Origin of the sequence: Sulfurimonas sp. (genome assembly GCF_041583195.1) — a bacterium.
GTDB lineage: Bacteria > Campylobacterota > Campylobacteria > Campylobacterales > Sulfurimonadaceae > Sulfurimonas.
On record NZ_JBFHGL010000005.1, the window covers coordinates 91,784 to 117,837 of the forward strand.

Sequence of the window (26,054 nt, forward strand, 5' to 3'; positions counted from 1 at the left end):
TATCAAAATAGATTTAACTACTGTTTTAGTCCAATTAAGGTTTGAAGTAACTGATCAGACGTAGTAATAGTTTTACCGTTTGCCTGGAAACCACGTTGTACAATAATAAGCTGAGTAAGTGAGCGTGAAAGGTCAACGTTTGACGCCTCTAACGCCGATGCCTGAATAAATCCACGTCCTGCTGTAGCAGCCGTACCGATAATAGGTTCACCTGAGTTGGCAGTTTGGATAAATACGTTTCCACCCTCAGTTGAAAGACCCTCATTATTTGTAAACTTAGCCATACCTATTTGAGCAAGACCGAATGAGCGACCGTTTGAGAACGAACCAACTAATGTACCGCTTTGATCGATTCTGATACCAACTAAATCACCACCAGTATAACCATCTTGAGATATACCTGAAGTTGCCGAAGGACTATCAAAACTTGTCATACCATCAAATGAACTACCAGTACCAAAGCTAAGAGCAACTTGCTGATCAGGAGCTGATCCGTTGTTACCGCTAAATGAGATGTTTGGTGGATCATAAGTAGCTAACGATCCGTCATTGTTAAATCTAACAGTACCGGTTTTCTCATCAAACGGTGCAATAGTATCAATAGTTGCAGGTGCTGGAACTGAAATTTTCATAGCCCAAGTAGAACCTGTACTTGTATCAAGTGCTGTTTTTCTAAACTCCATTCTAAGAGTGTGTTTTGAACCAAGTGAATCAAAGATATCAATAGAACTCGAATGTGTTGCAGCATTAAAACTTTGTGAAAATGCTTTACCACCACTCGCAACAGGAAGTACTGCATTAAGTGCGCTCATGTTTGTAGTAAAACGTGTATTTTCAGTAATACCAGCTTCTACAATAGCCGTGATCTGAAGATTTATATCATAATCTTCAGCTGAACCACCTGGATTTTGAATCTCAAATTTACCCTCTTCATTAACTTCAATCGTTACATTTCCAAGAACAGCATCATTGTCGTGATCTTGTGCTTGTTCTTCCATAGCTAAACGTAGATCTGCTATTGTTTGGAATGTTTTATCAGCACCAACAATACTTGAACCGCCAGCTGGGTCATAGCGGTATCTATAAGCAGTTTGGTCTAAACCGTCAGTTCCAGCAGTTAAACCAAATCCTGAACCATCAGCACCACCAACAGCCGTTAGACGGATATTGTGTGAAGCTGATGAGCTAGAGTTTGTGTTTATAAGATTCATTGTATTGGTAGCAGAATCATACGATGCTTCAACACCAGTAATAGACGACTGAGCATTAATAGCCGAAACATATCTAGCAGCATTTTGTGCAGCTGTATTAGCAGCTAAACCACCAGTAGTTGTGATCTGTTTAGTAGTACCATCATCCAGTGTAAATGTTATATCAAGCTCAACCGCACCGGCTGAAACATTACCAGCTGCAGCGTGAGTAGAGCTTTGAAATGCTATCCATACACCCTGATCTTTTTGAAGTTGGAACGCTTCACCTGTTTCATTAAACATTACACCCATATCACCAGACTCAATTGGATTTCCATTTGCATCTAATGCAGGTGGTGTAGGAGCTGCAGGTTCCGGTCCACTTGGAACTCTATAAGCAGGTGAAAAACTATCAACATTAGGACCTGAATTAAGATTTGCTTTTAGTACAACCTCTTCGGTAGCTCTAGCGGGTGTTGTTAAACCAGGTGCTATATTTATATTTGTGATTGGTGCAGACGAGTCAACTTTTCCAGTTACACTATCTCTAAGCCAACCTTGAACGATAAAACCGTTATTATCAACAAAGTTACCCTGTGCATCAAACTTAAAGTCACCTGCACGAGTATATTTATAAGTATTACCACCATCTGGAGATACTATATAAAAACCATCCCCTTGAATAGCAACGTCTGTATTTTTATCTGAGTTTTGAACAGAACCTTGAGCAAATATTCTTGTCATTGAACTAACAGTAGCACCAAGACCTACTTGAACAGGGTTTTTACCACCAAGCTGACCTTGAGGAGCTGTAGCAATTGCTTTAGTCTGAGCTAATAAATCTGAAAAGTTTGCACGGGAGTATTTAAAACCAACCGTATTTACATTTGCAATATTATTTGATTCCACATCCATCGCAACTTGATGAGATTGCAGACCGGATACACCGGAAAAAAGTGATTTTAACATTTTAAATCCTTTGCTATCTATCCCCTTTTGAGATAGTTATCTTAGTAAGAAATATATAGCATATAGTGTTCCAACTTTTGAAATAAGTAAAAAATTCATATTACTATAAATATTACTTGTTCCAACTTTTGTTGGAACCTTATGCACTCATATTTAAAGCTTTTTGGATCATTTGATCAGCTGTAGTTATCGATTTTGAGTTTGCATCGAATGAGCGTTGTAAGATAATAAGTTGAGTTAAAGACTCTTCAAGTGCAACATTTGAGTTTTCTAATCTGTATGTTGCAAGTTGCGCACCGATAATATTTTCACCTTGTGCATTTTGCATAAAAAATGGCTCACCAGAATTTGTTGTTGCCTTAAAGTTAGCACCACTTACACGCTCTAATCCTTGATTATTACGAAAGTGAAAAACTGCAATCTGTGCAATTGAAACTTGCTTACCGTTTGTAAATGTAGCCACAACTTCTGCATTTCTGTTTACATCATATCCTATTAAGTCTCCAGCTGGAACTCCATCCGAAGAAGAAGTTGATGATATAGGAGTATTGGCAATCGATGCTACACCTGTATAACCAGAACCAAGATCAATAGAAACTTGTGCACCGTTATTATTTATAGATGAAAGTGTAGTTGATCCTATAGAACCGTTTGAATTAAAATTTACAACGCCATTTTGTGTATCGTATATGATTGTACCATCAAGAGATTCTGCTGTAGCTACTACATCCCATTGTGTCCCGGCTGCTGTTATTTGCGGATTTGAAAATGTAAGTTGTAGATGATTTCTATTACCTTCTGGGTCAATAGCACTTGCACCAATAGTACGTGCTACGTTTTCAGTACCAATATTACCTGCAAAAGTAGCATATGTAGTTGGTTCTGCAGGATATACTAAAGTATTTGGAAAACTTAACTTTTCTACTTGTGTAACATCGCCAAGAGGTGCATCTTGAGAATCGTTTGTAACCGAGTTTGTAGCAAGGTCTATATTTCCTGCCATACTACCTAGAACATATTCACCAACAGGGTTAACAAGATCTGAATTTTGATCAAACGTAAAAGATCCAGCACGAGTATACATAGCTTCACCACTATCATCCAAAATACCAAACCATCCATCACCCTCTAGTGCCATGTCAGTACTTCTATCAGATAGTGCAAAAGATCCCGTTTCTGTTCTCATTGTACTTGACTGAAGTTTAGAACCTATACCTATACTGTTTGATATACCTGAAGCAGCAGCTGTCAAAGCATCTTCAAACAGATTTGCAAATTCGGCATTATAGGCACGGAATCCTACAGTTGATATATTGGCTATATTATTAGCTTCTACATCTATTGCAGCTTGACCTGATTTTAAACCAGATATTCCCGTATAAAAAGCTTGAGTCATCATAATAAACTCCTTAGTATACTTCCACTACTTGGTCAAGTGGAACATAATTTGAACCAAGTTTAACAAGTGCTTTACCATCTTCAAATCTTACAGATTCAATAGGATATGCACCCAGTCTTGTTTCTTGTTTTGTACCATCTGGAGAGTAATATGTTGAATTAACTCTATATATACCACTCTCTGCATTATTGCCTAAAACATTTTTACCGTCCCAGTCAAACTGATAAACACCGGCATCTCTTTGATCTAATGGATCACCGTTTGCATCTGTCGGCATCTCTATAGGAATAGATGCTATTGTATTTCCGTCTAAATCTGTAATATCAACCGTACCACTTTTAATATCTTCTGGAAAATAGATCTCAAAAGATGTAATAGAACCCTCATCGTGTGTAATACCATCAGTACCAAGATCGGCTCTTTTACCAATTGCAGCAATTGTTGAGAACTCTTGTGTATTAGCCATAGAACTAGATAGACTCTCTAAAGCTTTATTTGTATTTTCAGAAGATTCCAAAGCAGCTAATTGTGAAGTTTGAGTTAAAATCTTTTCACTATCCATAGGTTCAGTAGGATCTTGATATTGAAGCTGTACTAAAAGCAGCTTCATAAAATCATCTTTACCTAAAACTGTTTTATCAGCAGCAGAAGCTGTGCTTGTGCCAACTACACCATTTGTAGCTAAATTGTCCCCATATGCATTAATTGCCATAACATATCCTTTATGCGTAGTTCGGAACTACAATTTCAAGCGAGCTTAAAACTTCTTCGTTTTGTTCTTCTTTATCAAAGTAGTTATACTCTTGACTCGCTTGTTGGTTCTGGCTGTGATTTTGCTGTTGATTAGCTTGACCACTATCTGAACCGCTATTAAAATTTAATGAAGCATTTTGTATTCCATTATTATTTAGCTGAGCTCTTAGATCATTTGCATTCATAGCAAGTGCATTGATTGCAGCATTGTTTGATGTTATGTTTACATGTAAGTTTTTACCACGCTGAACTACAGTCAAATCTACTTCACCTAATCTTTGCGGGTTAAGTTGAACTTTAATTCTTGTAAAGGGTGCTTTATAATTTTCGATTGCCTGTTTAACATCTTGTGAAAGATATTTAGTCATCTGTTTAGCTTCGTTTAACTTCACTTCAAAACTATCTGCTTTTGGTGCATTAAATCCATCAACTTTTGATGTATTTTGCTCAGAACTATCACCTCTTAAAAGACTCTCTAATGATTTTTGAGCCTCAGTTGTCGCACTTGGAGCAATAACCCTTGCAGTTGCAACTGAAAAGTCTGATGTTAGTTTTGAAATACCATCACTTTTTTGTCCCTTTTCACCGCGAAGTAAAAGTTTAAGCGTTTCATCTGCTCTTTCTTTTGCAGTTTTTGGCTCAGGAGTTTTAAACTCTCTTGCTTGTAATGTCTGCTCTGTAGTTACAGCTTGTTGAGTCTGTGCTTTAAATAGTGGTGTCTCTTTTACAGTACTTACAGAAGCTGTTTTAACTTCATTTTTTACTTTTTGACTCTGTTCATTAAAATCTATATCAGCATTTTGTGATTGATTCTTTTGTTGAGCCGCCTCTTTTTTTGTGTTTAATTTAAGATTAGGTGTATCTATATCAGTCGCTTTAGCATCTGATTTTTTTTCACTCTTAGTATGTTTGTCAGTATCTAATAGTTCAGATTCAATAGATTTTAGACTCTTATGTTCATTTACTTTTTCTACTGTGATTTTTGATACGTCAATATCAAATTTTTTAGCAAGCTGTACCAAACCTTTTAAAGTTTTCGGTAACTCATCAATTTGAGCTTTTTTATAACCATCTGTTTGGGTTATTTGATGTTTTAAGTACTCTTTTGCATCTTTAATAAGTGCTTTTAACTCTTCAGAAGTAAGATTTTTTGTAGCTGCTGGATTAAGATCTAAAGGATCGTTTTTTAATAGAGCTAACAGCGTATCTTCTTTACTTGTTTTAGCAGAGCTAACTTCAAGATCTTTATCGTCAAGTGCTAAAACCAAAGCCCCGTTTTGTAGTGTTTTTGTATCTTTACCTTTGGCACCGTGTAAAAGTTCACTAAAAGAGAGTGTTCCTTTTGTCTCGTTTGCTTCACTAGGAGTTGATAAATTTAATGGTGATGTCGATTTTGAATCGCTTTTAGTGCTAATTGCTACCATAATTTTCTCCTTAGTTTCCCTTATTTTTGGGATTTTATATTTAATCTATATAAATAAAGCATAAAGAGTTCCAAACTTTTGTCGATATAAACTTCATGAAAAAAATATTTTTATATGCGATGCTAATTGTTTCTTTGTCTGAGGCTAGTTCTTTTGAAATAAAAGAGAATAATAAGATGTTTGATCTGTCCATGTTTAATACAGATTCAAATAAAAGAGTAGTACATACAGATCGAGAAGTAAAATGCAGAATGGTATGTGATCGAAAGATCAACAAAGAGGAGTTATTAAAATCTGCAATTAGTTTTTATAAAAACTCAAAAGATTATCATTTTGAAATTAATTCATATAAATAAGATATATCCTTCTTGCAATACTTTTTAACACCTACCTGCAAAGACTCTATAATTTCATCACTATTTTCCCCATCTTTTGGATAAGACACCATATAACTTGATATATCTTGTTTAAAGAATTTGTCAAACATCGCTTTGACAACTCCTGCTCCGTACTTATCAGTATATGGAAGAAGAAAAAAATAATCTTTTTGTGAGTTTACAACAGAATCAGAATGTCTAAGCACATTCTCTATGGACGACTTAATATCTTTGCCTTTGTGATCCGTTAAATCACAATAAAGAATAGTTAAACTCTCAGCTCTATTTTCGTCAAGTCTGCTGGTAATACCGATATTTAATTCTATTAGCTGTTTAAGATCAGAATATTTAAAATGAACACCTGCCATACAACTACCCCTTATTTAATATAAAATAGTATATCTAAAATTACAAAATATTATACTTATTAGCTTCTTCTCTACTCTCTAGTGCTGATGCATTTTGCTCAACATCATCAAAAGATATAATATAAGTATCTTCCGGCTTTGCTTTTGTGTATGTAAGCATTATATTTGCTGCTAGAGTTTTATCTTCTTCACATGCACTTTTACTTAAAAGCCCATGAGGTCCAGGAATTCCAATAGTTCTTAAATGGAAGTATTTGTCATTATCAATATCTTGTAAAAATGTATTCTCATCCTGGTTGCGTCCAACTACAAGTTTTGCACCATTTGGTAGTCTAAGATGACGACCAAATTTCATAACAGGAATATCTTTTACTTCAAAATCCTTCTCATGATCCATATAGTCAAACATCTTTTTACCAAAGTTCTCATCTGTTAAAAGACATCCACCGCCTGGAGATTCAAAATCTTCTAAACCGATCTCTTTTGCAAGCTCTAACTGTCTGTCACGACTGCGTCCTACTATGCCTTCAAGCTTTTCTCTGTCTACCCAGCCATTTTCCTCTGCAATTGTAGGTTTCATTGCTTTTGCAGACATTGGACGAAGTAAAAGTCCTTCTACATCACCGTCTTGTACAACAGTTTGAAGTGCATCTTTGTTTTGACTCATTGGGCGCTGACCCATAACTTCACCGCTTATTAAAAAGCTTGCACCTTCAGCTTCCATAATTCTCTTAGCAACAGCAAACATCTTTGCATGACAGTCAATACATGGGTTAAAGTTCTTCCCATAACCGTGTTTTGGTGAGAAAAGTACGTCTTGTAAGTATTCATCTTCAATATTTACTATCTTTAACTCTGCACCAACTTGTTTACACATGTTTTCCATATGTTCACGTCTGTCTTTAGTACTACCAAAACCTGTAGATATATTTACAGCTACTACGTCTATGCCTTGATCAATTATAAGTTTCATTGCTAGTGTGGAGTCTAATCCACCTGAGAAAAGAGCTATTGCTTTCATTTTTTTCCTTGTTAAGGCCCCCATAAATAATATTATGGACTCACCTAAATTTGATGAAATTTTAGCATAATTTTTATTTTAACTTTTCAATTATCCCTCTAAGTTTTCGTATCTCAAAAGCTTTTTGCTCAAAAGGGATATCTTGACGCATATTTATCTTTTTTAACTCACGGTTATAATGTTTAGATAAAAAAGTATTAAGTTCTAATTGAAGTTCATCCTCACTTTCAATAACTTTAATACTTTCATCAACCGAAATTGCCATAATGCTAGGATCGCTGATTTGATTTGAGATTACTAATGAAAATTCATTTTGATGAAACTGCAGTATGGATGGATCTAAAACATCTAAAACCTGTGTAAGCATATGTGGTTTTTCAAGTAGAGTTTTTATCAAACTTAGTTCCCACATGTCCCTATGCGATGAGTTGTTAATAACTTGTGTGTTATTTGTTTGAGTATTGTTAGTTTGGTTAGCTAACCTTACAAAAGAAGGACTAATCGAGAGTCTTGATGCTAAATAAGTTTTATACTCCTCTTGAAGTATAGGTGAGAGTGTTTTAAGATAAGCTATCCCATCTTGCATACATGCTTCTTTTGCCTTTGGATCTCTTAGATCATAAAGAGATAAGATCTCATCAAGTACAAATTCAATAAATGGTTTAGGACTTCGAAACATAGACGCCAAATCTTCTATACGCCCATCTTTTACCATATCTGCAGGATCTAAGCCTCCACCAAAAATTACAACACCACCGCTAAATCCGCTTGCACTTAAAAGCTTACTTGCTTTTAGTGCAGCTGCACGACCTGCTTTATCACCATCATATGCCATAATAACTTTTGGCTCACCTTTTCTTAAAAGCGGTAGGTGTTCAGGTGTTAGAGCCGTACCCAAAGTTGCAACGGCATTACTAAAGCCTGCTTGGTGAAGCATAATAACATCAAGATAACCCTCTGTTATAATGATCTCTTTTGTTTTATGGAGTGTTTGTTTTGCATGATGATATGCATATAAAAGGCGTGACTTATTAAAAAATGGCGTCTCAGGCGAGTTAACATATTTGGCCTGATGTCCGCTGATAGTCCTACCGCCAAATCCGACTAACGCTCCGTTTGCAGAGTGTATAGGGAATGTTATACGTTCGATAAAACGTGAAAAATATCTACCGTTGTCATATCCTACTACCCCCATATCTACAGCCTCTTTAAGCGTAAACATTTGTGAAGTAATATAGTTCATAGTTGACTGTGAATCTGGTGCATAACCTATACCAAATTTCTCGACACTACTCTCATATATTCCACGTTCGTGCAGATAACTTGTAGCATCTTGACGTGATGTAAGCAAACTTTGGTAGTATCCGTTTAACTTGTCCATAACTTGTGAGCGCGGTTTGTTATTTTTTTTGTCCGTGTATGAAAGTGTAAAGTTATAAGTATCTGCTAACTTTTCTATAGCTTCAGGATAGTTTAGCTTCTCATACTCCATAGTAAACTTAATGCTGTCACCACCGGCACCACAACCAAAACAGTGGTATATTTGTTTTGAAGGGCTCACAACAAAAGATGCAGTTTTTTCATCGTGAAACGGGCATGGTGCTTTAAAGTTTGCACCTGCTTTTTTCAGCTCTACATACGAACCTACTACATCAACAACATCAAGTTGTGCCTTTAAGGCATCTATGGACTCTTGGGTAATCATAAATGAGATTATATCCATATGTGCTTTAAATTTGAATGTAATATAATATTATTTATACTTATTATATATATAACTTAAGCATATTTTTATGCCTGATTGATAGAATTCTACAAATAATTTAAAAGGACAAACATGACAAAAATCATCATTTCTATTTTAGTAACATTAACTTTCTCACTAACAGCATCTGCATATGATCAAGCAAAAGCCGAGTCTTTCAATAAGTTTTATTCAAACTTTACTCATAATGCGTGTGCAAACTCAAAACTTTTTATCGAAGCAGAAGAGGTTATTCAAAAAATAGTTAAAAAAGAAAGCTATGTACTATTAGATGTGAGAACTAAAGCTGAAAAATCAATAGCAGCTATCAGTGAGAAAAATAGCTTAGATATCGAGCTGAAAGATCTGTTTAAAAAAGAAAATTTAGATAAATTACCAAAAGATAAAACAATTTTTCTTGTTTGTCACAGCGGGACTAGAGCTGTTTTAGCAGCTCCTGGACTATTACAGCTTGGATTTAAAAATATTCACATTGTTAAAGGCGGATTTGTAGCCATAGCTAATGCAGCTAATCCAAAAAATACATTTACTAAATAAAATTAGGCAAAACAAAATAATTTGGATATAATTCGAGTTCAAAAATTTTTAAAGAAAGTGGGTGATGTGATATGCCAGGTATCGTACTACGTGCAGATGATAATTTTGATGCAGCTTATAGACGTTTCAAGAAGCAGACTGACCGTAACTTAATCGTTACAGAAGCTCGTGCTCGCCGTTTCCATGAAACAGAAACTGAAAAGCGTAAAAAATTCAAAATTGCATCTCGTAAGAAAATGCTTAAACGTCTTTATATGATGAGACGTTACGAATCACGCCTATAATATAAGCCTTCGGGCTTATATTCGCACAAACTACTTTTAATTAGAACTAACTCTATTTCTTCCATTCTCTTTTGATCGATATAAAAACTCATCAGCACTCTTATATATTTCGTCCATATCTTGTATTGAATTAGCTTCAATTGATACTAATCCCATAGAAGCAGTAACATACTCTGAAGCCGAATTATTTTCATGTTCAATTTTAAGGCCTTCTATATTTGAGCGAACAATTTCTGAGAACTCCTTAGCTGTATTTAAATTTTCCGCACTAAATACTATTCCGAACTCTTCACCACCAAGTCTAAAACAATAATCATCAGCCCTTCTAAGTGAATTTTTAAGTACCTGAGCAACTTCCTTAAGTACAGTATCTCCCATTTGATGTCCGTATGTATCGTTATATTGTTTAAAATGATCGATATCCATAATTAAAAAATTAACTGACTTATTTTCCCTTTTGGATCTGTTTACAACCTCTTCAAAAACCTGATTAAAATGTCTTCTATTATAAATTCCAGTTAAACCATCAGTAATAGATATCTGCTCAATACGTTTTTTATCTGTAATATCATGACGAATTGCTGTATATCCAGTTTTATTTCCTTTTGAATCGTATGTAGGAGATATAATTGCTTCAACCCAGTAAAAACCACCATCTTTTTTTAAGTTTTTAATCTCACCTGTCCAAGTTTTATCTGAAACAATTGTATTCCACATATTTTTATAGATGCTGCTTTGCATATCTGGATGTCTAACTATATTATGCTTTTTTCCTATCAGCTCTTCTCTTGAATAACCGCTAATTTCACAAAAAGCCTTTGAAACATATGTAATTGTCCCTGCTAGATCTGTAGATGATGTTATTACCTCTTCATCTATTAAAGATATATACTCTTCTATTTGCTTTTCATGCTCTTTTTTTTCTGAAATATCATATGAAAGTCCCATATAACCTATTAAGTTATCAGTATCTGGTTCAGTTAATTTCGAAATATGGATTAATGCGGGAAACTCTTTGCCGTCTTTTGCAACATAAGTCCATTCATCACTATTTTCTAGACCTAATTCACTTTTTAATACAAAAACTTTAAATCCTGGTGTTAAATCTATAGAAAATTTTTCACTTAGCTCTTTTGCTCTTTGTATAACTTCATCTTTTTTATGAAAAATTGCAGGTGACTGTTTGCCTATTAATTCTTCAGCCTTGTATCCTAACAATTTTTCTGCTGTTTTATTAAACATAGTAATAGTACCTGATGTGTCTGTAGCAACTATAGCAAAAGAAGAGTTATCAAATACAGTTTCCATATATGCTTTTGTCAACATTGTTTCGTTTAAAATTTTTTCTAACTCTTGCTGCTTATCTTTCAACTCGTTTTCTACTAAAACTTTTTGTGTAATATCTAATACTGTACCGATAGATTTAACAACTACATTATCCTGTACAAGATGTTCACAACGCTCTTCAACATATTTTACTGTTTTGTCTTTTGTAATAACTCTATGTGTAATTTTATATGGAGAGAGATCTTCTATAGATTTTGAATAGGCATTATTTACAAGGTCATGATCATCAGGGTGAATATATTTTAAAAAAGCTTCATAAGTTGCGTCAAACTCTTGTGGTTCAAGACCAAATATTCTATATACTTCATCTGACCAATACAGTTCATTTTTGATTAAATCAAGTTCCCAGTGACCTATATGTGCGATTCGCTGTGCTGAATTTAAAGCTTTTTGTTTCTCTTCAAGCTTTTTTTGTAATCGTTTTTTATCAGTTATATTTCTGATAACAACAACCATCATACTGTGCTTGGTATTTAAAGTAACTGTTATTTCTACATCTATTGTAGAACCGTCTTTTTTCCTATGTATTGTCTCAAATCGGGCTGAACCATTTTTGTGAATGTAATCGATACGTTGTTGTATTATTTCAGGTGTATCTATCACCTCAATATCATTAACGCATAGTTGCAATAGTTCTTCACGAGTATAGCCTACCATATCAGCGTATGATTGATTTACATCAACCATACAACCTTTATCGTTGAGAATCCAAAAACCATCTTTGGAAACTTCTATAATAGACTTATAAAATTCGCTATTAATCATTACTATTCCTCAGCGTAAAATATAATAATCTAACTTCAATTCATGTATTATACTTATTTTTATAATATAACAAAAACTTTTATTTATGTTTTAATGAAAGCTCAACAAGTTTTGAAGATAGTTCATAATTGGAATCAACTATTTCAACATCTTTAGTTTTGTTCAGATAGCTGTTTTCTTCATCAGAATCAACTTTTACTACAATGTTTGCATCTTTGAAATAATCTTTCAGAGCATCTATAATAAGTATTTTTTGATGCTCACTCTGCACGGTTACAATAACACTCGAGCTCTCTTCTACTTTTAAAGACTCCATAACCGGAAGTTTATTCAGGTGCCCAAAATATGCCATGTAGCCTATTTTTCTAGCTTTAAGTACATGCTGTAAGTTGTCAGAAATAATAATAAAATCTATATCTTTTTCTTTAAGTTCTTTTGCTACGCTTCTACCAAGAGTACCAAATCCTGCAATTATGATGTGTTTTTGTTTATCAATTGGTGTAATAACGTCTGCTTCGTAGAACTCTTTTTCAAAATATGAAGATATTTTATAAATATTAGTCAGAATAAATGGACTAACAATCATAGTTAGAAAGATTATTATGAGTAAAAGGTTTGCAAGATCTGCATTAATCAACTGATTTGATGAAGCCATATCAAGAACTACAAAACCAAATCCACTCACTTGAGATAGTGCAAGAGCAGTTTTGACAGAGGTGTTTTTATCACTCTTTCTTTTTATAATGAAATAGATTATTACAGTTTTTATTATCATAACAAGTATAAATAACAAAACAACTTTGTGAAGGTTTGATAAAAGATAAACCATATCTATCTTCGTACCAACACTAAAAAAGAATACTCCCAAAAGTAAGTTCTTATAACTCAAGATATCTGATTCAACTTTGATGTTGTACTTCGTATCGGCTATAAGAACACCAGCCAAAAATGCTCCCATAGAGTATGTAAATCCTATCTCGTGAGTTAGTATTGACATACCTATTACAATTGTGAATATTGCACCTAAAAAGATCTCTTCTAGCTGTGTATTGGCAGCAAACTTTAACATCGCTTCAACTATCTTATCACCTACATAAAAAACAAACAAAGTTATAAAAACAAGAGCTATAACTGTTTTTAAAATAATCTCTGTTATAGAGATATCTGCACCATGAGATAAAAAACTTATCAAAAGAAGAATCGGAATCACTGCTAGATCTTGGAAAATCAAAATTCCCACAACTTTTTTACCATAAGGGGTAACAATATCTTTAGATTCTTGCAAATAAGGCATAATAATGGCAGTTGAAGATAGAGAAAATGCCAAAGATATTATTATAGATGTCTGAGAATCAAGTCCAAAGATATAAAAACAAAATATAAAAAATAAAGCAGTGTTAAAGATCATCTGAAGGGCACCGGCTACAAACAGTGTGTCTTTCATCTTTTTAATTTTCTCAAAACTAAGCTCTAACCCGATTGTGAACATTAAAAATACTATACCAAACTCGGCGATCAAGTTTAAAGCATCAATTTTAGTAGTATTAAAATCAAAAAGGTAGCTAATTATGATCCCTGTGAATATATAGCCTACAACGTGTGATACGTTATATCTTTTAAATATAATATTCATCAATGTAGCTAAAAATATGGTGGCAAAAATTGCTAAAAGTAAAGTTTCCATGATCTTATTATATAGGATTTAATCTATTTTGTAGTTTGAAGGTCTGCTTATTAAACAGCCACTTTTGAATACACTAACATTAAAACCCAGTTTGAAAAGCTTGTAATTCCTAGTTCACTAATAAGATCATACGTGCTGTCACTTTCGAAATTAAAATTTTCACAATAACTTAAAAAGTAATATTTCAGATCTTCATGTTGTTCTATATACTCTGCCAACTCATGCTTGCTTGTAGAAGCTTGCAGTAACTTATATATACCGTGGACACTGTTTTTTGATAGTTCTACCATCTCAATAGTCATATTTATTGGTTCAGATATATAATAACCTTGAAAATGTTCTATTCCCAAGTTTTTCATAACCTCTAAAGATGTTTTGTTCTCAACCTTATGTGCAATTATCGTATGGGATTCTTGTAAGAGTTTTATATCTTCCATATCATTTTCGTCTAGTGTTGAAGCAATGACTTTTAAATATGTAAACTCTTTTATATTAGATGAAATTTGTTTTCTCCAGCCTGAGCTAAAGTCCAGATTGTCTAAAGAAAATTGATATCCTAAACTTCTCATATGGTGTATTACATCCATCTCAACATCATCTAAAGATATATCAAATACAAAATTATCTTTAGGCAAAAACTCTATAAGCCCACTTGCTAAAAACTTAGTATCGATATTTAAAAAGATTTTTGAGTTCTCATCTATAAAACTGTTTTTTGTTCTATTGAGAAGAGCAAGAGCCAAATAACTCGTAGCATATCTGGCATTTACCTCACCGTCTTGAAAAAGGTCTTTAAAAAGCCATTCAAAACCGAAGATTTTTAAATCCTTATCCAGTACCAATTGCCTTGACAAACTACATCTATTCAAATTCATTTCCTAATGAGATATTATAATATTAGATTATAATATTTTTTAACTTAAATAGTTTTAATGATTTTAAACTCTTCCGTAAATCTCGTTATAAAAACTTAGTGCATATCTATCGCTCATTGATGCTATATAGTCTGCTATTACTCTATGCTTGTCTCTTGTATCTAACTGCATATAATAATACTTTGGAAGCATTTTCTCTTCATCCATCAAAGCTTTATATATACCCTCAACAGCCTGCTTACCTGCATACATCTTTCTAACAATCTTTTTGTGATGATACATTTTTTGATGAAGTAGTTTTTTCAGTTTTTTTATCTTAGTCTCAAGTGCCAAATCAAAACCTATCGGGATCTCATCTTTTGCATCAAATGTAGCTGCAAAAACCTCTGAGTTGTCCACCTTGTCTCTTGAGTAATCAAGCAAAGAGTATACAAGGTGGTTGATCATATGTGAACTAAAGCGGTATCTGAACATCTCTTCTTCAGATTCGTCTATCCCCTCAGCCTCAACTTTTTCTAAGATCTCACATGCAAGTTCACTCTCTTTAAGATCATCAAATGTTATTAAACCAGAGTTTACACCATCATCTATATCGTGACTTATATATGCGATCTCATCTGCACGATCAACTATCATAGCTTCTATTGAGGGGTGAGTATTTAGGTTGAACATATCATCTATGCTTTGTGGTAAAAAAGATTTATTGTATGGGTATGAATGTTTTAATATACCCTCTAGTGTAGCAAATGTAAGATTTAATCCATCGAAGTTTTTGTAGCGCTTTTCAAGTTTTGATACTACACGAAAAGATTGAAAGTTATGCTCAAAACCGTTTTTAAAACCATCAGCCTTTAGACACTCATCCAGAGTGTCGCCTCCAACATGACCAAAAGGTGTATGTCCCAGATCATGTGAGAGTGCTATCGCTTCTGCTAAAGATTCGTTAAGCCCGAGATCAGATGTGATAGAGCGGGCAATCTGACTAACCTCTATAGAGTGTGTTAGACGTGTACGAAAAAAGTCACCCTCATGGTTTAGAAAAACTTGTGTTTTATACTCTAGTTTTCTAAAACTACCAGAGTGAATAACTCTGTCTCTATCTCTTGCATAAGGATTGCGAAAATCTTTATCTATTTTAAAGAAGCGATCACTTGGTTTCATGAGATTATGATTTTTTTAGATATTGAGTAAGGATGTGAATCTTCACACCGTTCACGCGACCTTCTATATGTTTGTCATCACCAGGAACAAGACCGATATTTCTAACAGCTGTACCGCGCTTTGCAGTAAAACCTGTTCCTTTAACATCTAGATCTTTTGTAATAACTACAGTATCTCCAGCTTGAAGTTCAACTCCGTTTGCATCTTTATACACAAGTTTACTTGACTCTGCAGATATAGCCTGTTCAGCCATTTTTTGTTCATCTTCTTCTAAATACATCATATCTACCATATCTTGACGACCAAGTTTAGTAAGAAGAATATAGCTTAACACTTTTGTGTTAGAGTCCTCACTCCACATAGAATCATTTAAACAGTTAAAGTGGTTCTCATCTAGTTCACCGCTTGTGATTTGAGAATTACAATTTGAGCATAAAGTTACCGTTGCATCTGATGGTTCTATTTTATACTCTACCAAACCTTCAGAACTTCCGCATAAATCACATATATCTTTCATTTTTTTCCTTTATGATGCAAATAGTTTTGACGAGTAAATGTTTAAAAAACATTTAGCCGTAAAAACATTATATTTACAGTATTTTTTTAAAATTTTATCGAATTATACCCTATTTGGCATCTAAGCTTTTATAACTGTGTTTCTTCCTGCCTTTTTTGCTTTATATAATGCGTTGTCAGCTCTTTTCATCGTAGCAAACGGGTCCTTGTCGTTTTTAGAGTTTTTGACTATCCCTACAGATATATTTATAAAGATCTTCTTGGCACTTTTTTTATTTCTAACACTAAATGGTGTTTTTGCGATATTTTCTCTTAAAGTATCTGCATGGATATAAGATTCGTCAAGATCTTTTGAAGGAAACAGAAGTGTAAACTCTTCACCCCCGTAACGATATGCCTTTCCTCCACCGCTAACGTTAGCCAGTTTGGAAGCCACCATCTTTAAAACTTCATCACCCGTATCGTGCCCGTAGGTGTCGTTAAACTTTTTAAAGTGATCTATGTCACACATTGCCAATGTGTATTTACGACCCAGTTTTGCCATATCTTCGATCAATGCACGTCTGCCCGGAAGTGATGTGAGCTCATCATAAAATGCAAGCCTGTAAGCTTCACGTATCAGTAATACCAAAATAATCAGTGTTATAGCTATGAAGCCAAGCTCAATAGCATAATCAACTCTTACAAAATACAGTGTCATATAAAATGAAATTAAAATAACTAAAAAAGCAGTGTTATACATCAAAAAATGGTTAAACATAACTAATACTACAATAACAAACAGTATAAATAAGCCAAGCACAAGACTGATATCACTAAGGGGATAAGCGTTAAATGCAAATATTTTTATTTTAAAAATATCCAGTATAGCTTCGCTTGGATTTTGTATAAACCAAAAAACAATTCCAACTTCAAAAGCTATGAAAGCTATTTTCAAATAACCCCATACACTTAAAAGACCACGTTCCGACAAAAATAAAAAAAGTAGCAGGTGTGCAGGAAAAACCAATGTCATATATTTAAATAAAAGTGTAGCTTTAGGAGGTGAAAGAAATTCAAAACCCATGTATATAAATACAAGAGGAAACACTACAAATAAAAATCTATTTCTATTAAAGTGCCAAGATATAAATAAAACTATGGCACTTAGTATGTAAAAAATATATGGAGTTATCCCAAGCAGAAAACTTGGAATTTTATTTTGATAGTAAGTTAAAAGTGCAAAAACAGTTGCAACTAATAGCGGTATAGCTAAGTTAACAGCTATCGACTTAAGAGAGTTCACTACTTATTGAACTCCACGCTCTCTTCATCTTTGAGTTTTGTTTTGTCAGTTTTATGAAATGCTTTTTCAGCTTCTTCTTCGTTATAAACCCTACACTCTTTAGGTATCGTTGCATGAGGATCAGATGCTATTTGATCACACATAGTAGCGTTAAATGTGAAGTATGAGCATCCACCTAAAATAAATGCAAAAACTATACTTGTTAAAATTGTTATTTTCATTATTTACTCTTTACTATTAAATCTAAATATTTTTTCGGTGTAGCTTTTTTCATCTCTTCTGCAAGCCAACGAATTTGAAAAAATGCAGCTCCACTGTCACGAAGCGTAAAATAATTTTTTAGACTTCTAAGATTAAATGTTACAACCATATCAACTTTTACATTATCGCTGATTATGTGTTTAAAAGCATCGCCTACGTTACGTTTTTTCTTTCCCTCTTCAAGTGCATCATAAAGTTCTGACGAATCTTTTATCTCATCCAATAAAGATAACGAACTCTTTGCAACAGAAATCTCATAAAAATTATCAACTACACTCTGCTGATATGCTAACTTGTCAAACATTGCACCAATCTCTAAACGGTTATAATCTCTGTCACATGTAACAAACATATCAAAACCTAGAACTTTTTTTATAAAAAACTCTTTATTTCCGCGTGCAGCTACATAAGCATTTATAACCGAACTCATAGTATAACGCGTACTTCTAACACTTATTGCCTGTATACGGTGGCGTGCATGTTCTTGCAGTACCCCACGGCTTGTACCTCGAACTAAAAAAGAAAGATTGGCATGTTCTAGTATAGAGTGGTGGAAATATGTCCAGGCAAGATCATCTAAAAGTTTAGATTCTTCTATAGAGTTGATATCGTTACACATTTCTGATGTAGGCATAGAGTTTTCTATATCTTTTATAACATCGTTCTCAGAGTTTGAGAATGAATCATAACAAGTCCTAGCTGCACTCTCAGCTACACCGATACCCGTGTCTTGAAGTAAAACAACCTCAGGTTTTGAATATTTTATGCCGTATTCTTCTACTATTTCCATCAAACCACTCCACATAAGATGAATGAATTTTACCATATTTGGCTTAAAAGGATTTATATCCAAAATGTAATTTTATAGTAACATCTAAGTAATCTATACAGTTTATCATTTCAAAAAATATATGGAGTTAAAAATGAAAGTTTTAATTTTTTTACTGCTAACTATATTTACTTTAAATGCAGATACAAAACAAAATACTATGTTGGATAGTTTTAAACAAAATATCAGTGCAGCTAATGCAGTAGTTAAAAGAGGAAACTATCATAGATATGACGAATACAGAAACGGTATAGAGTCAACTATCGATCATGTACAAAAATTGGATATCAGCCAGAAAGAAAAACAAGCACTTCAAGAAGATTTGCAAACATATGCAAAAATAATAAATGGTTTATACAAAAAACTACATACAAAAGCACCAAACTTTAAAAAACACTACAAAAACTCAGCATACAACCAATATAGTTTTGATAAAAAAATATCTAGTATAGGTTATAGACCAATAATAAGAGCTTGGTATAGACTTAATAAGATAAAAAACAGATATGTAAAAAAACCAGATGAAGAGTTAGAAAAAAACTTTTATAAGAACTGGAAAATTATAGTTGATAATATTACAGAGCTTTACCTTGATGAAGAGATCGAAGAACCATTATTTGCATATCTAGATGAATATAAAATGTACTTTGATGAAATCAGTATTGCATACAAAAGTGTAGAGTATGAAAATATAAAAAGACTAAAACCGCTATCTTATAAAATAAAAGCCAAAATGGAGTTTTTAAACCCTATCAAACTTTAACTACTTTTGGACTCCGTTAAGTACGGGTACAAAATCACACTCTTCAAGTTCTTCGCTCATAATATTGTCACCGACTTTTCTAAAACGGGTTATAACCTGTTTGTTATCTTTTTGCATTGGCGCTACTATAATTCCGCCATCACTTAGTTGATCGAAAAGTTTTAGAGGTATCTCTTTTGCTGTAGCTGAGAAAAGTATTCTATCGTACGGTGCATATTGAATCCATCCGTTTTGCCCATCGTCTGTGCGTACATGAACATTGTGAATAGATAGATCTTTAAATTTTTGCTTTGCCTGAGTAGCTAGAGACTCTATGCGCTCTACAGTAAATACGCCGCGAAACATATGTGAAAGTACAGCAGCCTGATAACCGCTTCCACAACCAACTTCTAAAACTCTATCGGCACCTTTTGCTTCTAAGTACTCACTCATTTTTGCAACAGTCAAAGGAGAGCTGATCCACTGCGCTGATCCTAGGGGAAGTGCATCTAGTTTATATGCACTATGTGTAAATCCGCTTGGAACAAATATCTCTCTGTTTGTTTTTGCTATAGCCTCTTTTACTTGTTCACTTAGTTTAAAAATTTTGTCACATTCATCTGCTAGACGTCTTGTCTTTGTCGCCGTTATTCTATCCAATACCTACATCCAAATATTTTCTCATTTTCTTAATCTCTTTAGGATTATATTCTGCACTTAAGCAATGGTTATTCCCTTTTTTCAATACTTCTCCAAAAGGTGTTGTAATACCAATATGTCCAGAGCAATCTTTATTTTCTGAATCACTCGCAATAACATAACACTGATTTATAACTGCAAGTGCGCTTGTTAGTGTTTTAAAATTCCCACTTCGTAGTTTTCCCCACCATGCAGGTACCATTATGATATCTGCACCCTCGAGCTTTTGCCAAAGTGCTTTAAAACGAAGTTCGAAACAAATAAGTATTCCGATCTTAATGCCATCTATCTCAAAGATTTTTATATCATCTTCACTGCCTGGTGCCATGTATTTATGCTCATCTCCAAGTTTGAAAAGTTTGCTTTTTGCCTGAGTATGGACTATCTCACCATCTTTAAAAACATTAGCAATATTATATATATTAGAGTTTTTCTTCTCTATAATAGTTACTACGACTGTTTTGTTCTTAGATATATTTTTTATTGCCTCTTTGGCAGTAGCTGCAAATTCACATGCCTCTTCAAGGTTCTCATAATCAAAACCAGTTAGACAAACTTCAGGAGCTAAAATAATTGAGTCTGTTTGTGTTTGTTTTACAAGATCGAGTAAGGTTTGTAGATTTTTTTCATAATCGCTTGTGGTTACAAAAGAGAGTGAGCATAAGTTTTTAATGATATTCTCCATTGTTTTTATGAATTATATCTTTAAAAACTTTAATTATTTATTCTTTATCTTCCTCATACTGCTCACTAAACTTAGCCAACAGATAATCAACACTTTCCAAAACTAACGCATCTAACTCTGTGGCATCTACCTCTATAAAATCTGTCGCTTGATAAGTTATAGCGAAAGTTTCAGTGCCGTCTTTTCTAAATGTTTTTACTTCTTCACCTAGTTCAAGTTTTATATATACATAATAAACTTCATCACCCTCTTTTTCCTCTAAAGACAGCATCATAGACGGTGCATCTTGCATACCTACTTTTACACCGTTATCTTCTAAAGCTTTTTTGATCTTTGCTTTTATAGTTTCAACTGTTGAGGCTTTTAAATAAGCAAGTTTGTTCGCAACATATATAGTATTAGTTTTATCTAAACCGCTTAGAGTCCAAAAACCTGCACCATATAATGAACAAGCTAATAATAATGATAGTAAGTATTTCATCTATTTACCTTTATATAGTGTTTTAACTTCTGCAAGGTTTTTCATAAACTCTTTCTTTTTAATATAACCTGCTGTTTGGAAAAAATCTTTTCCCGTTTTTGGATCTATAAAAAACACTCTAGGAGTCATAGACGTCTGAAACTCCTTTGGGAAAGTCTCAATATCAAACTTTTTATCTACTACTAAAGTAACGATGTTTTTGTCTAGATAACTCTTCACCTCTTGTGAACTTAGAGTCTTACGCTCAAACTTACGGCACCATGGGCAATAATCAGCTCCCAAAACCATCATAAGAGGTTTATTTGTAGCTTTAGCCTTATTTAAAGCCGTTTTATAATCACGTTCAAACCCCTCACTCTTGGCATATTCATCTACATTTGCACCAAATAAACCTGCACATATCATTATTAATAAAAGTAACTTTTTCATAAACATCCATCTATTTAAATTTTAAAAACGTAAAGTTTAACTTAACGTTTAAAATTATAAGTTATAATTCTTATATAAATATTAAGAAGGTTTATACTTGGCATACAAAATATCTGAACTGGTTGCACTGACAAACGTTCCCAAATCTACTATACTTTACTACATTAGAGAGGGTCTGCTTCCTGAAGCAAAAAAAATCAAATCTAATGTGCATAGATATAATGATGAACATTTAGAACTTATAAAATATATCAAATATATGCAAAATGAGATCGGCAGCACAAATGAGCAGATCAAACTAGCACTTCAAAATAAAAATAAATCAATTTCCAGTTCTTTTACCATGCTTGCACCTTTGATGCAGACTTTACTAAACATACCTGCAGGAAGTACACACTATACAAAAAATGAGTTTATAAATTTTTATGATTTTGACATTACTCTTGTAGATCAACTACTTGATGATGGAATATTATTACCTGTAAGTGAAGATGATTATACGGAAAAAGAAGCATCTATAATTAGAATGATAGAAAACTTTGCAGACGTAGGAATTGATTACGATCTGATTAAAAATTATGTCTCTCATGCAAAAGAATTAGCGGAGATTGAACAGCAAATGCAGTCAAAACTATGTGCTGTAAGAGATGATGAAAATTTTTCTACATTATGGAAAATTATGTTTGATACATTGTTTAACGCTAAAGAATATATCTTTAGCCGTTATACATATAAAACTTTATATAAAACTATAAAAGATGAGATTTCTTAGAAATCATCATCAAAAGAAAGTGATCCTTTTGAATAGTTACTTACAGTACCTTCAAAGAAATTAGTTTTTTGATCATTAAACTTAGCAAAGTCATCAACCCACTTGATTGGGTTTGATACATTGTATAATTTTTCAAATCCAACAGATTCCAGTCTATCATCAGCTAAATATTTAATATATTGTTCAACTATTTCATTTGTAAGACCTAGTATTTGACCTTGAGTTATATATTGACCCCATTTAATTTCAAGATCAACCGCTTCTTTAAACATCTCTATAACTTCATCTTTTAACTGCTGAGTAAATAGATCAGGTCTCTCTTTTCTAAGTGTATTTATAAGGTTTTTAAATAGCACTAAGTGAGTAACTTCATCTCTTTGGATAAAACGGATCATTTGAGCAGATCCTAGCATTTTTCCTGAACGTGCAAGCGTATATATATAAGTAAAACCGCTGTAAAAGTATATACCCTCTAAAATCTGATTTGCAAAACAAGCTTTTACAAAGTTGTGCTCTGTAGGTTCAAGCGATAATTTGTCATATGTACGGAAAATTGCGTCATTTTTAGTCTTAAGCATCATATCTTTACGCCATAGATCATAGATCTCTTCAGAATTTGTAGAGATAGAATCAACCATAACCGCATAAGACTGTGAATGTAGAGCTTCTTCAAAAGACTGGCGAACAAGAATAAGGTTGATCTCCGGTGATGTTACATACGGATTTACATTATCGATTAGATTATTAGTTTGCAGTGAATCCATAAAGATCAGTTGTGAAAGAGCCTTATCATAAGCGTCTTTTTCAGGAGCTGTAAGGTTTTTATAATCATTAACATCTTTAGTCATATCTACTTCTTTAGGGAACCAAGTGTTGTTTAACATAACTTCCCACAGATTATAAGCCCATTGGTATTTAATATTATTAAGCTCAAAAATACCTGTCGGATTTCCGCCAAATATTCTTCTTTCGTTTACATTCTCTTTTGATTCAGGGTTATATATTTTTTTTCTATCCATGCAAGGTTTCCTTATAACAAAATAGTTTTTGTTTTAATTCAAAGTTTATCATTATATCTCTCCAATTATTTGAATAAGCTTTACAAAATAAAAGTTAATCAACTAATCTATTTTGAGTGTCTAAATTTTGTACTTTTATATAAATTCTGCTAATATTGAGATATAATTTTTATGTTTTATTACGTTGTATTGTTTTATCACAAAATTATCACAAAGGATGATGTTATGGGCTTATTTGGGGAAAAAGGGGTACCTTTAAGAGAATACACTCTCTTAATAGATGAAAAAAAAGCATTACAAAATGAGAACAAAGAACTTTTAGAAAAAATAAACACTCTAGAAGAACAAATTAAAAAGCAAGATTCTAAAGTTTCAGATAGCATTTCAGATAAACTTATGTCATCTCAAAACCTGCATTTAAAAGCAAATATAGTTGACGTTCAAAGTAATCTTGCCGAGTCTGTTGAATCATCTAAACTAAGTGTAGGTAGATCTGAGGAGCTTGTTCAAAACATAACAAACGTATCAAATAAAACAAAAGAGATAGTATCAACTCTTGATCAGTTAAATGAGTTATCTGATGAATCTGTACATACAGTTGAAGGATTATCTTCTAGAACTGAAGAGATCACAGGTATATTAACACTTATTAAAGATATATCTGATCAAACTAATCTTCTAGCCTTAAATGCTGCGATCGAAGCAGCTCGTGCAGGTGAACACGGTCGTGGATTTGCCGTAGTTGCAGATGAAGTACGTAAACTTGCAGACAGAACAGATAAAGCAGTTTCTGAGATTAACATATCACTTCAGTCAATGAAACAGGATGTTGATAGCATGAGCGAACAATTTAAGCATGTTCAAAACGGAGTAAACGGATCAAACCAACTTATAAGTGAACTAGATGAATCACTTCAAGAAAACTCTGCTGAAATAGAATCAACTTTCAAAGATATGCACTATACAACAGATAGAGTATTTATGTCTTTAGCAAAACTAGATCATATTTTATGGAAAGTAAATACTTACTATTCAGCTACAACAAGAGAAGAACAGTTCAAATTTGTAGATCATCACAATTGCCGCTTAGGTAAATGGTATGAAGAGGGTGATGGAAAAACAAATTTCGCACATACTGAACATTATAAAGAATTGGAAGCTCCTCATGCCATTGTCCATAATGGTACCCACAAAGTATTTGATCTAATTGCTCAGGAAAATCCAGATACCAACAAACTAAAAGCTGCTTTTGATGAGATGGAGAAAGGTAGTGACGAGGTATTTAAAATACTTGATAAAATTCTTCATGATAAAGATTAAATAAACTAATAATTTTTTATTTAAAACTTTCATACTAAAATAATCCCTCATATATTTAAAAAGGAGACGGTATGAAAGTTATAATATTTTTCATACTGCTATTTACTACAATGCAAGCAATAGATTTAAAACCTTACCAACAAAAAGCTGATTCACTGAGTGAACTTGAATACAATGTAATTGTCAACAAAGCAACTGAACATCCATATACAGGGCTTTATCTAGATAATAAAAAACACGGTATCTACAAATGTAAACTATGCGGTACACCTCTGTACAAATCAGATGACAAGTTCAATTCAAACTGCGGCTGGCCTAGTTTTGATGATGAAATTGAAGGCGCTGTTAAACGTGTACCAGATGCTGATGGCAGACGTGTAGAGATCGTTTGTGCAAAATGCGGCGGACACTTAGGACATGTATTTGAAGGTGAGAATTTTACAAGAAAAAATACACGCCACTGTGTAAACTCAGTCTCTATAGACTTTGAAGAAACACAAGCTGATCCAAATATGGCAAAAGCATACTTTGCAGGTGGATGTTTCTGGGGCGTTGAGTATTATATGCAACAGATCGAAGGTGTAAAAGAGGTGATCTCTGGTTTTATGGGTGGACATGTAAAAAACCCAACTTACTATGAGGTTGTAAGGACTGATACAGGGCACTTGGAGACTGTTGAAGTTATATATGACAAATCAAAAGTATCTTACAAACAGTTAGCCAAGACTTTCTTTGAGATCCATGACCCTACTCAAGAAAACGGTCAGGGACCAGACATTGGTGCACAGTATTTATCAGCTATATTTGTAAATAACGATCGCGAGCGTGAGACTATAAATGAGCTGATCAAAGAATTGAAATCAAAAGGTTACGATGTAGTTACAATGGTAAAAGATGCGGACGAGTTTTATCAGGCTGATGAATCACACCAGAACTATTACAATAAAAAAGGCTCACTACCTTATTGTCACGGATATGTTAAAAGGTTTTGACCAAAGTCTGTAATTTCTGGAGCTCGTATTTTGAAAAAAATATGAAGCCCGAGAAATTACCATAGAGAGACTTTGGTTACACCCTAGGGTGTAATCTTTGAAACT

27 protein-coding genes and 1 pseudogene are annotated in these 26,054 nt (G+C 33.3%); 8 read left to right on the forward strand and 20 right to left on the reverse strand.

The window, feature by feature from the left end:
- Window positions 1-17: 17 nt before the first annotated feature.
- From flgE to ABZA65_RS06375, 4 genes are all read right to left on the reverse strand, one after another.
- Complete coding sequence (gene flgE, locus ABZA65_RS06360; RefSeq protein WP_373071822.1) at window positions 18-2,159, reverse strand: flagellar hook protein FlgE; 2,142 nt, start codon at window positions 2,157-2,159, stop codon at window positions 18-20.
- A gap of 139 nt (window positions 2,160-2,298) precedes the next feature.
- Window positions 2,299-3,558 (reverse strand): flagellar hook-basal body complex protein, encoded by a 1,260-nt coding sequence (locus tag ABZA65_RS06365; RefSeq protein ID WP_373071823.1) that lies wholly within the window; start codon window positions 3,556-3,558, stop codon window positions 2,299-2,301.
- 10 nt (window positions 3,559-3,568) lie between these two features.
- Window positions 3,569-4,270: a flagellar hook capping FlgD N-terminal domain-containing protein gene (locus tag ABZA65_RS06370; protein WP_373071825.1), complete on the reverse strand. Its 702-nt coding sequence runs from the start codon at window positions 4,268-4,270 to the stop codon at window positions 3,569-3,571.
- 10 nt (window positions 4,271-4,280) lie between these two features.
- A complete protein-coding gene (locus ABZA65_RS06375; RefSeq protein ID WP_373071827.1) occupies window positions 4,281-5,735 on the reverse strand; it encodes a flagellar hook-length control protein FliK in 1,455 nt (484 codons plus the stop codon).
- Between the two features lie 95 nt (window positions 5,736-5,830).
- On the opposite strand from ABZA65_RS06375, the gene ABZA65_RS06380 reads away from it, so the two are divergent.
- Complete coding sequence (locus tag ABZA65_RS06380) at window positions 5,831-6,091, forward strand: hypothetical protein (RefSeq protein ID WP_373071829.1); 261 nt, start codon at window positions 5,831-5,833, stop codon at window positions 6,089-6,091.
- Here the strand turns inward: ABZA65_RS06380 and ABZA65_RS06385 are convergent.
- The 3 genes from ABZA65_RS06385 to dnaG all read right to left on the reverse strand — a co-directional run bounded on the left by ABZA65_RS06385 (window position 6,064) and on the right by dnaG (window position 9,206).
- Window positions 6,064-6,480 (reverse strand): hypothetical protein, encoded by a 417-nt coding sequence (locus ABZA65_RS06385; RefSeq protein ID WP_373071831.1) that lies wholly within the window; start codon window positions 6,478-6,480, stop codon window positions 6,064-6,066. The genes ABZA65_RS06380 and ABZA65_RS06385 overlap by 28 nt on opposite strands.
- A gap of 40 nt (window positions 6,481-6,520) precedes the next feature.
- Entirely contained in the window at window positions 6,521-7,501 is a 981-nt protein-coding gene (locus ABZA65_RS06390) for an argininosuccinate synthase domain-containing protein (RefSeq protein WP_373071833.1), read from the reverse strand.
- 73 nt (window positions 7,502-7,574) lie between these two features.
- Window positions 7,575-9,206, reverse strand: a complete 1,632-nt coding sequence (gene dnaG, locus ABZA65_RS06395) for a DNA primase (protein ID WP_373071835.1) — start codon at window positions 9,204-9,206, stop codon at window positions 7,575-7,577.
- Between the two features lie 132 nt (window positions 9,207-9,338).
- On the opposite strand from dnaG, the gene ABZA65_RS06400 reads away from it, so the two are divergent.
- Together ABZA65_RS06400 and rpsU are read left to right on the forward strand one after the other, a co-directional pair.
- Window positions 9,339-9,803 (forward strand): rhodanese-like domain-containing protein, encoded by a 465-nt coding sequence (locus tag ABZA65_RS06400; protein WP_373071836.1) that lies wholly within the window; start codon window positions 9,339-9,341, stop codon window positions 9,801-9,803.
- A gap of 71 nt (window positions 9,804-9,874) precedes the next feature.
- Window positions 9,875-10,087, forward strand: coding sequence for a 30S ribosomal protein S21 (rpsU, locus tag ABZA65_RS06405; RefSeq protein ID WP_152308307.1), 213 nt, complete (start codon window positions 9,875-9,877; stop codon window positions 10,085-10,087).
- Between the two features lie 36 nt (window positions 10,088-10,123).
- Here the strand turns inward: rpsU and ABZA65_RS06410 are convergent, their stop codons facing one another.
- The 8 genes from ABZA65_RS06410 to ABZA65_RS06445 all read right to left on the reverse strand — a co-directional run bounded on the left by ABZA65_RS06410 (window position 10,124) and on the right by ABZA65_RS06445 (window position 18,771).
- The gene (locus tag ABZA65_RS06410) at window positions 10,124-12,199 is read right to left on the reverse strand and encodes a PAS domain S-box protein (protein WP_373071838.1); all 2,076 of its coding nucleotides are present in this window, start codon (window positions 12,197-12,199) and stop codon (window positions 10,124-10,126) included.
- A 79-nt stretch (window positions 12,200-12,278) separates the two neighbouring features.
- Window positions 12,279-13,883, reverse strand: coding sequence for a cation:proton antiporter (locus tag ABZA65_RS06415; protein ID WP_373071840.1), 1,605 nt, complete (start codon window positions 13,881-13,883; stop codon window positions 12,279-12,281).
- A 50-nt stretch (window positions 13,884-13,933) separates the two neighbouring features.
- A complete protein-coding gene (locus tag ABZA65_RS06420; protein ID WP_373071842.1) occupies window positions 13,934-14,752 on the reverse strand; it encodes a hypothetical protein in 819 nt (272 codons plus the stop codon).
- A 69-nt stretch (window positions 14,753-14,821) separates the two neighbouring features.
- A complete protein-coding gene (locus ABZA65_RS06425) occupies window positions 14,822-15,919 on the reverse strand; it encodes a deoxyguanosinetriphosphate triphosphohydrolase (protein ID WP_373071844.1) in 1,098 nt (365 codons plus the stop codon).
- Window positions 15,920-15,923: 4 nt separating this feature from the next.
- Window positions 15,924-16,436 (reverse strand): PhnA domain-containing protein, encoded by a 513-nt coding sequence (locus ABZA65_RS06430; RefSeq protein WP_373071846.1) that lies wholly within the window; start codon window positions 16,434-16,436, stop codon window positions 15,924-15,926.
- 120 nt (window positions 16,437-16,556) lie between these two features.
- Complete coding sequence (locus tag ABZA65_RS06435) at window positions 16,557-17,720, reverse strand: GGDEF domain-containing protein (RefSeq protein ID WP_373071848.1); 1,164 nt, start codon at window positions 17,718-17,720, stop codon at window positions 16,557-16,559.
- Complete coding sequence (locus ABZA65_RS06440; RefSeq protein ID WP_373071850.1) at window positions 17,720-17,941, reverse strand: hypothetical protein; 222 nt, start codon at window positions 17,939-17,941, stop codon at window positions 17,720-17,722. The genes ABZA65_RS06435 and ABZA65_RS06440 overlap by 1 nt, the downstream gene beginning before the upstream one ends.
- On the reverse strand, window positions 17,941-18,771 hold the full coding sequence (locus ABZA65_RS06445) for an FAD-dependent thymidylate synthase (protein WP_373071852.1): 831 nt from the start codon (window positions 18,769-18,771) through the stop codon (window positions 17,941-17,943). The genes ABZA65_RS06440 and ABZA65_RS06445 overlap by 1 nt, the downstream gene beginning before the upstream one ends.
- A 133-nt stretch (window positions 18,772-18,904) precedes the next feature.
- Here ABZA65_RS06445 and ABZA65_RS06450 point away from each other — a divergent pair, with 133 nt between their 5' ends.
- Entirely contained in the window at window positions 18,905-19,573 is a 669-nt protein-coding gene (locus ABZA65_RS06450; protein WP_373071854.1) for a hypothetical protein, read from the forward strand.
- Here the strand turns inward: ABZA65_RS06450 and ABZA65_RS06455 are convergent, their stop codons facing one another.
- Genes ABZA65_RS06455 through ABZA65_RS06470 form a run of 4 tightly spaced genes read right to left on the reverse strand, consistent with a single transcriptional unit; the run spans window position 19,574 to window position 21,846 of the window.
- Complete coding sequence (locus tag ABZA65_RS06455; protein WP_373071856.1) at window positions 19,574-20,212, reverse strand: protein-L-isoaspartate(D-aspartate) O-methyltransferase; 639 nt, start codon at window positions 20,210-20,212, stop codon at window positions 19,574-19,576.
- On the reverse strand, window positions 20,205-20,936 hold the full coding sequence (locus tag ABZA65_RS06460; protein ID WP_373071858.1) for a carbon-nitrogen hydrolase family protein: 732 nt from the start codon (window positions 20,934-20,936) through the stop codon (window positions 20,205-20,207). Before ABZA65_RS06460 ends, ABZA65_RS06455 begins: the two co-directional genes overlap by 8 nt.
- Window positions 20,937-20,973: 37 nt before the next feature.
- On the reverse strand, window positions 20,974-21,417 hold the full coding sequence (locus ABZA65_RS06465; RefSeq protein WP_373071860.1) for a hypothetical protein: 444 nt from the start codon (window positions 21,415-21,417) through the stop codon (window positions 20,974-20,976).
- Window positions 21,418-21,846, reverse strand: a complete 429-nt coding sequence (locus ABZA65_RS06470) for a thioredoxin family protein (protein WP_373071862.1) — start codon at window positions 21,844-21,846, stop codon at window positions 21,418-21,420.
- A gap of 97 nt (window positions 21,847-21,943) precedes the next feature.
- Here ABZA65_RS06470 and ABZA65_RS06475 point away from each other — a divergent pair, with 97 nt between their 5' ends.
- Complete coding sequence (locus ABZA65_RS06475; protein ID WP_373071864.1) at window positions 21,944-22,618, forward strand: MerR family transcriptional regulator; 675 nt, start codon at window positions 21,944-21,946, stop codon at window positions 22,616-22,618.
- Here ABZA65_RS06475 and ABZA65_RS06480 read toward each other — a convergent pair.
- Entirely contained in the window at window positions 22,615-23,637 is a 1,023-nt protein-coding gene (locus ABZA65_RS06480; protein ID WP_373071866.1) for a ribonucleotide-diphosphate reductase subunit beta, read from the reverse strand. The genes ABZA65_RS06475 and ABZA65_RS06480 overlap by 4 nt on opposite strands.
- 396 nt (window positions 23,638-24,033) lie before the next feature.
- On the opposite strand from ABZA65_RS06480, the pseudogene ABZA65_RS06485 reads away from it, so the two are divergent.
- The 3 genes and pseudogenes from ABZA65_RS06485 to ABZA65_RS06495 all read left to right on the forward strand — a co-directional run.
- Window positions 24,034-24,546, forward strand: a pseudogene (locus tag ABZA65_RS06485) (methyl-accepting chemotaxis protein); the annotation flags it as partial.
- A 72-nt stretch (window positions 24,547-24,618) separates the two neighbouring features.
- Window positions 24,619-24,957 (forward strand): CZB domain-containing protein, encoded by a 339-nt coding sequence (locus tag ABZA65_RS06490; RefSeq protein ID WP_373071958.1) that lies wholly within the window; start codon window positions 24,619-24,621, stop codon window positions 24,955-24,957.
- Between the two features lie 110 nt (window positions 24,958-25,067).
- Window positions 25,068-25,949: a bifunctional methionine sulfoxide reductase B/A protein gene (locus ABZA65_RS06495; protein ID WP_373071960.1), complete on the forward strand. Its 882-nt coding sequence runs from the start codon at window positions 25,068-25,070 to the stop codon at window positions 25,947-25,949.
- The last annotated feature ends 105 nt before the right edge of the window (window positions 25,950-26,054 follow it).

What these genes read in the sequence shown, in the direction of transcription:
- rpsU (WP_152308307.1), top strand. Translation starts at nt 9,875, where the DNA reads ATGCCAGGTATCGTACTACGTGCAGATGATAATTTTGATGCAGCTTAT.
- ABZA65_RS06470 (WP_373071862.1), bottom strand. Translation starts at nt 21,846, where the DNA reads ATGAAAAAGTTACTTTTATTAATAATGATATGTGCAGGTTTATTTGGT.
- ABZA65_RS06480 (WP_373071866.1), bottom strand. Translation starts at nt 23,637, where the DNA reads ATGGATAGAAAAAAAATATATAACCCTGAATCAAAAGAGAATGTAAAC.
- ABZA65_RS06415 (WP_373071840.1), bottom strand. Translation starts at nt 13,883, where the DNA reads ATGGAAACTTTACTTTTAGCAATTTTTGCCACCATATTTTTAGCTACA.
- ABZA65_RS06400 (WP_373071836.1), top strand. Translation starts at nt 9,339, where the DNA reads ATGACAAAAATCATCATTTCTATTTTAGTAACATTAACTTTCTCACTA.
- ABZA65_RS06465 (WP_373071860.1), bottom strand. Translation starts at nt 21,417, where the DNA reads ATGAAATACTTACTATCATTATTATTAGCTTGTTCATTATATGGTGCA.
- flgE (WP_373071822.1), bottom strand. Translation starts at nt 2,159, where the DNA reads ATGTTAAAATCACTTTTTTCCGGTGTATCCGGTCTGCAATCTCATCAA.
- ABZA65_RS06365 (WP_373071823.1), bottom strand. Translation starts at nt 3,558, where the DNA reads ATGATGACTCAAGCTTTTTATACGGGAATATCTGGTTTAAAATCAGGT.
- ABZA65_RS06385 (WP_373071831.1), bottom strand. Translation starts at nt 6,480, where the DNA reads ATGGCAGGTGTTCATTTTAAATATTCTGATCTTAAACAGCTAATAGAA.
- dnaG (WP_373071835.1), bottom strand. Translation starts at nt 9,206, where the DNA reads ATGATTACCCAAGAGTCCATAGATGCCTTAAAGGCACAACTTGATGTT.
- ABZA65_RS06390 (WP_373071833.1), bottom strand. Translation starts at nt 7,501, where the DNA reads ATGAAAGCAATAGCTCTTTTCTCAGGTGGATTAGACTCCACACTAGCA.
- ABZA65_RS06495 (WP_373071960.1), top strand. Translation starts at nt 25,068, where the DNA reads ATGCAAGCAATAGATTTAAAACCTTACCAACAAAAAGCTGATTCACTG.
- ABZA65_RS06430 (WP_373071846.1), bottom strand. Translation starts at nt 16,436, where the DNA reads ATGAAAGATATATGTGATTTATGCGGAAGTTCTGAAGGTTTGGTAGAG.
- ABZA65_RS06450 (WP_373071854.1), top strand. Translation starts at nt 18,905, where the DNA reads ATGAAAGTTTTAATTTTTTTACTGCTAACTATATTTACTTTAAATGCA.
- ABZA65_RS06490 (WP_373071958.1), top strand. Translation starts at nt 24,619, where the DNA reads ATGTCTTTAGCAAAACTAGATCATATTTTATGGAAAGTAAATACTTAC.
- ABZA65_RS06460 (WP_373071858.1), bottom strand. Translation starts at nt 20,936, where the DNA reads ATGGAGAATATCATTAAAAACTTATGCTCACTCTCTTTTGTAACCACA.
- ABZA65_RS06445 (WP_373071852.1), bottom strand. Translation starts at nt 18,771, where the DNA reads ATGGAAATAGTAGAAGAATACGGCATAAAATATTCAAAACCTGAGGTT.
- ABZA65_RS06380 (WP_373071829.1), top strand. Translation starts at nt 5,831, where the DNA reads ATGAAAAAAATATTTTTATATGCGATGCTAATTGTTTCTTTGTCTGAG.
- ABZA65_RS06370 (WP_373071825.1), bottom strand. Translation starts at nt 4,270, where the DNA reads ATGGCAATTAATGCATATGGGGACAATTTAGCTACAAATGGTGTAGTT.
- ABZA65_RS06375 (WP_373071827.1), bottom strand. Translation starts at nt 5,735, where the DNA reads ATGGTAGCAATTAGCACTAAAAGCGATTCAAAATCGACATCACCATTA.
- ABZA65_RS06410 (WP_373071838.1), bottom strand. Translation starts at nt 12,199, where the DNA reads ATGATTAATAGCGAATTTTATAAGTCTATTATAGAAGTTTCCAAAGAT.
- ABZA65_RS06425 (WP_373071844.1), bottom strand. Translation starts at nt 15,919, where the DNA reads ATGAAACCAAGTGATCGCTTCTTTAAAATAGATAAAGATTTTCGCAAT.
- ABZA65_RS06440 (WP_373071850.1), bottom strand. Translation starts at nt 17,941, where the DNA reads ATGAAAATAACAATTTTAACAAGTATAGTTTTTGCATTTATTTTAGGT.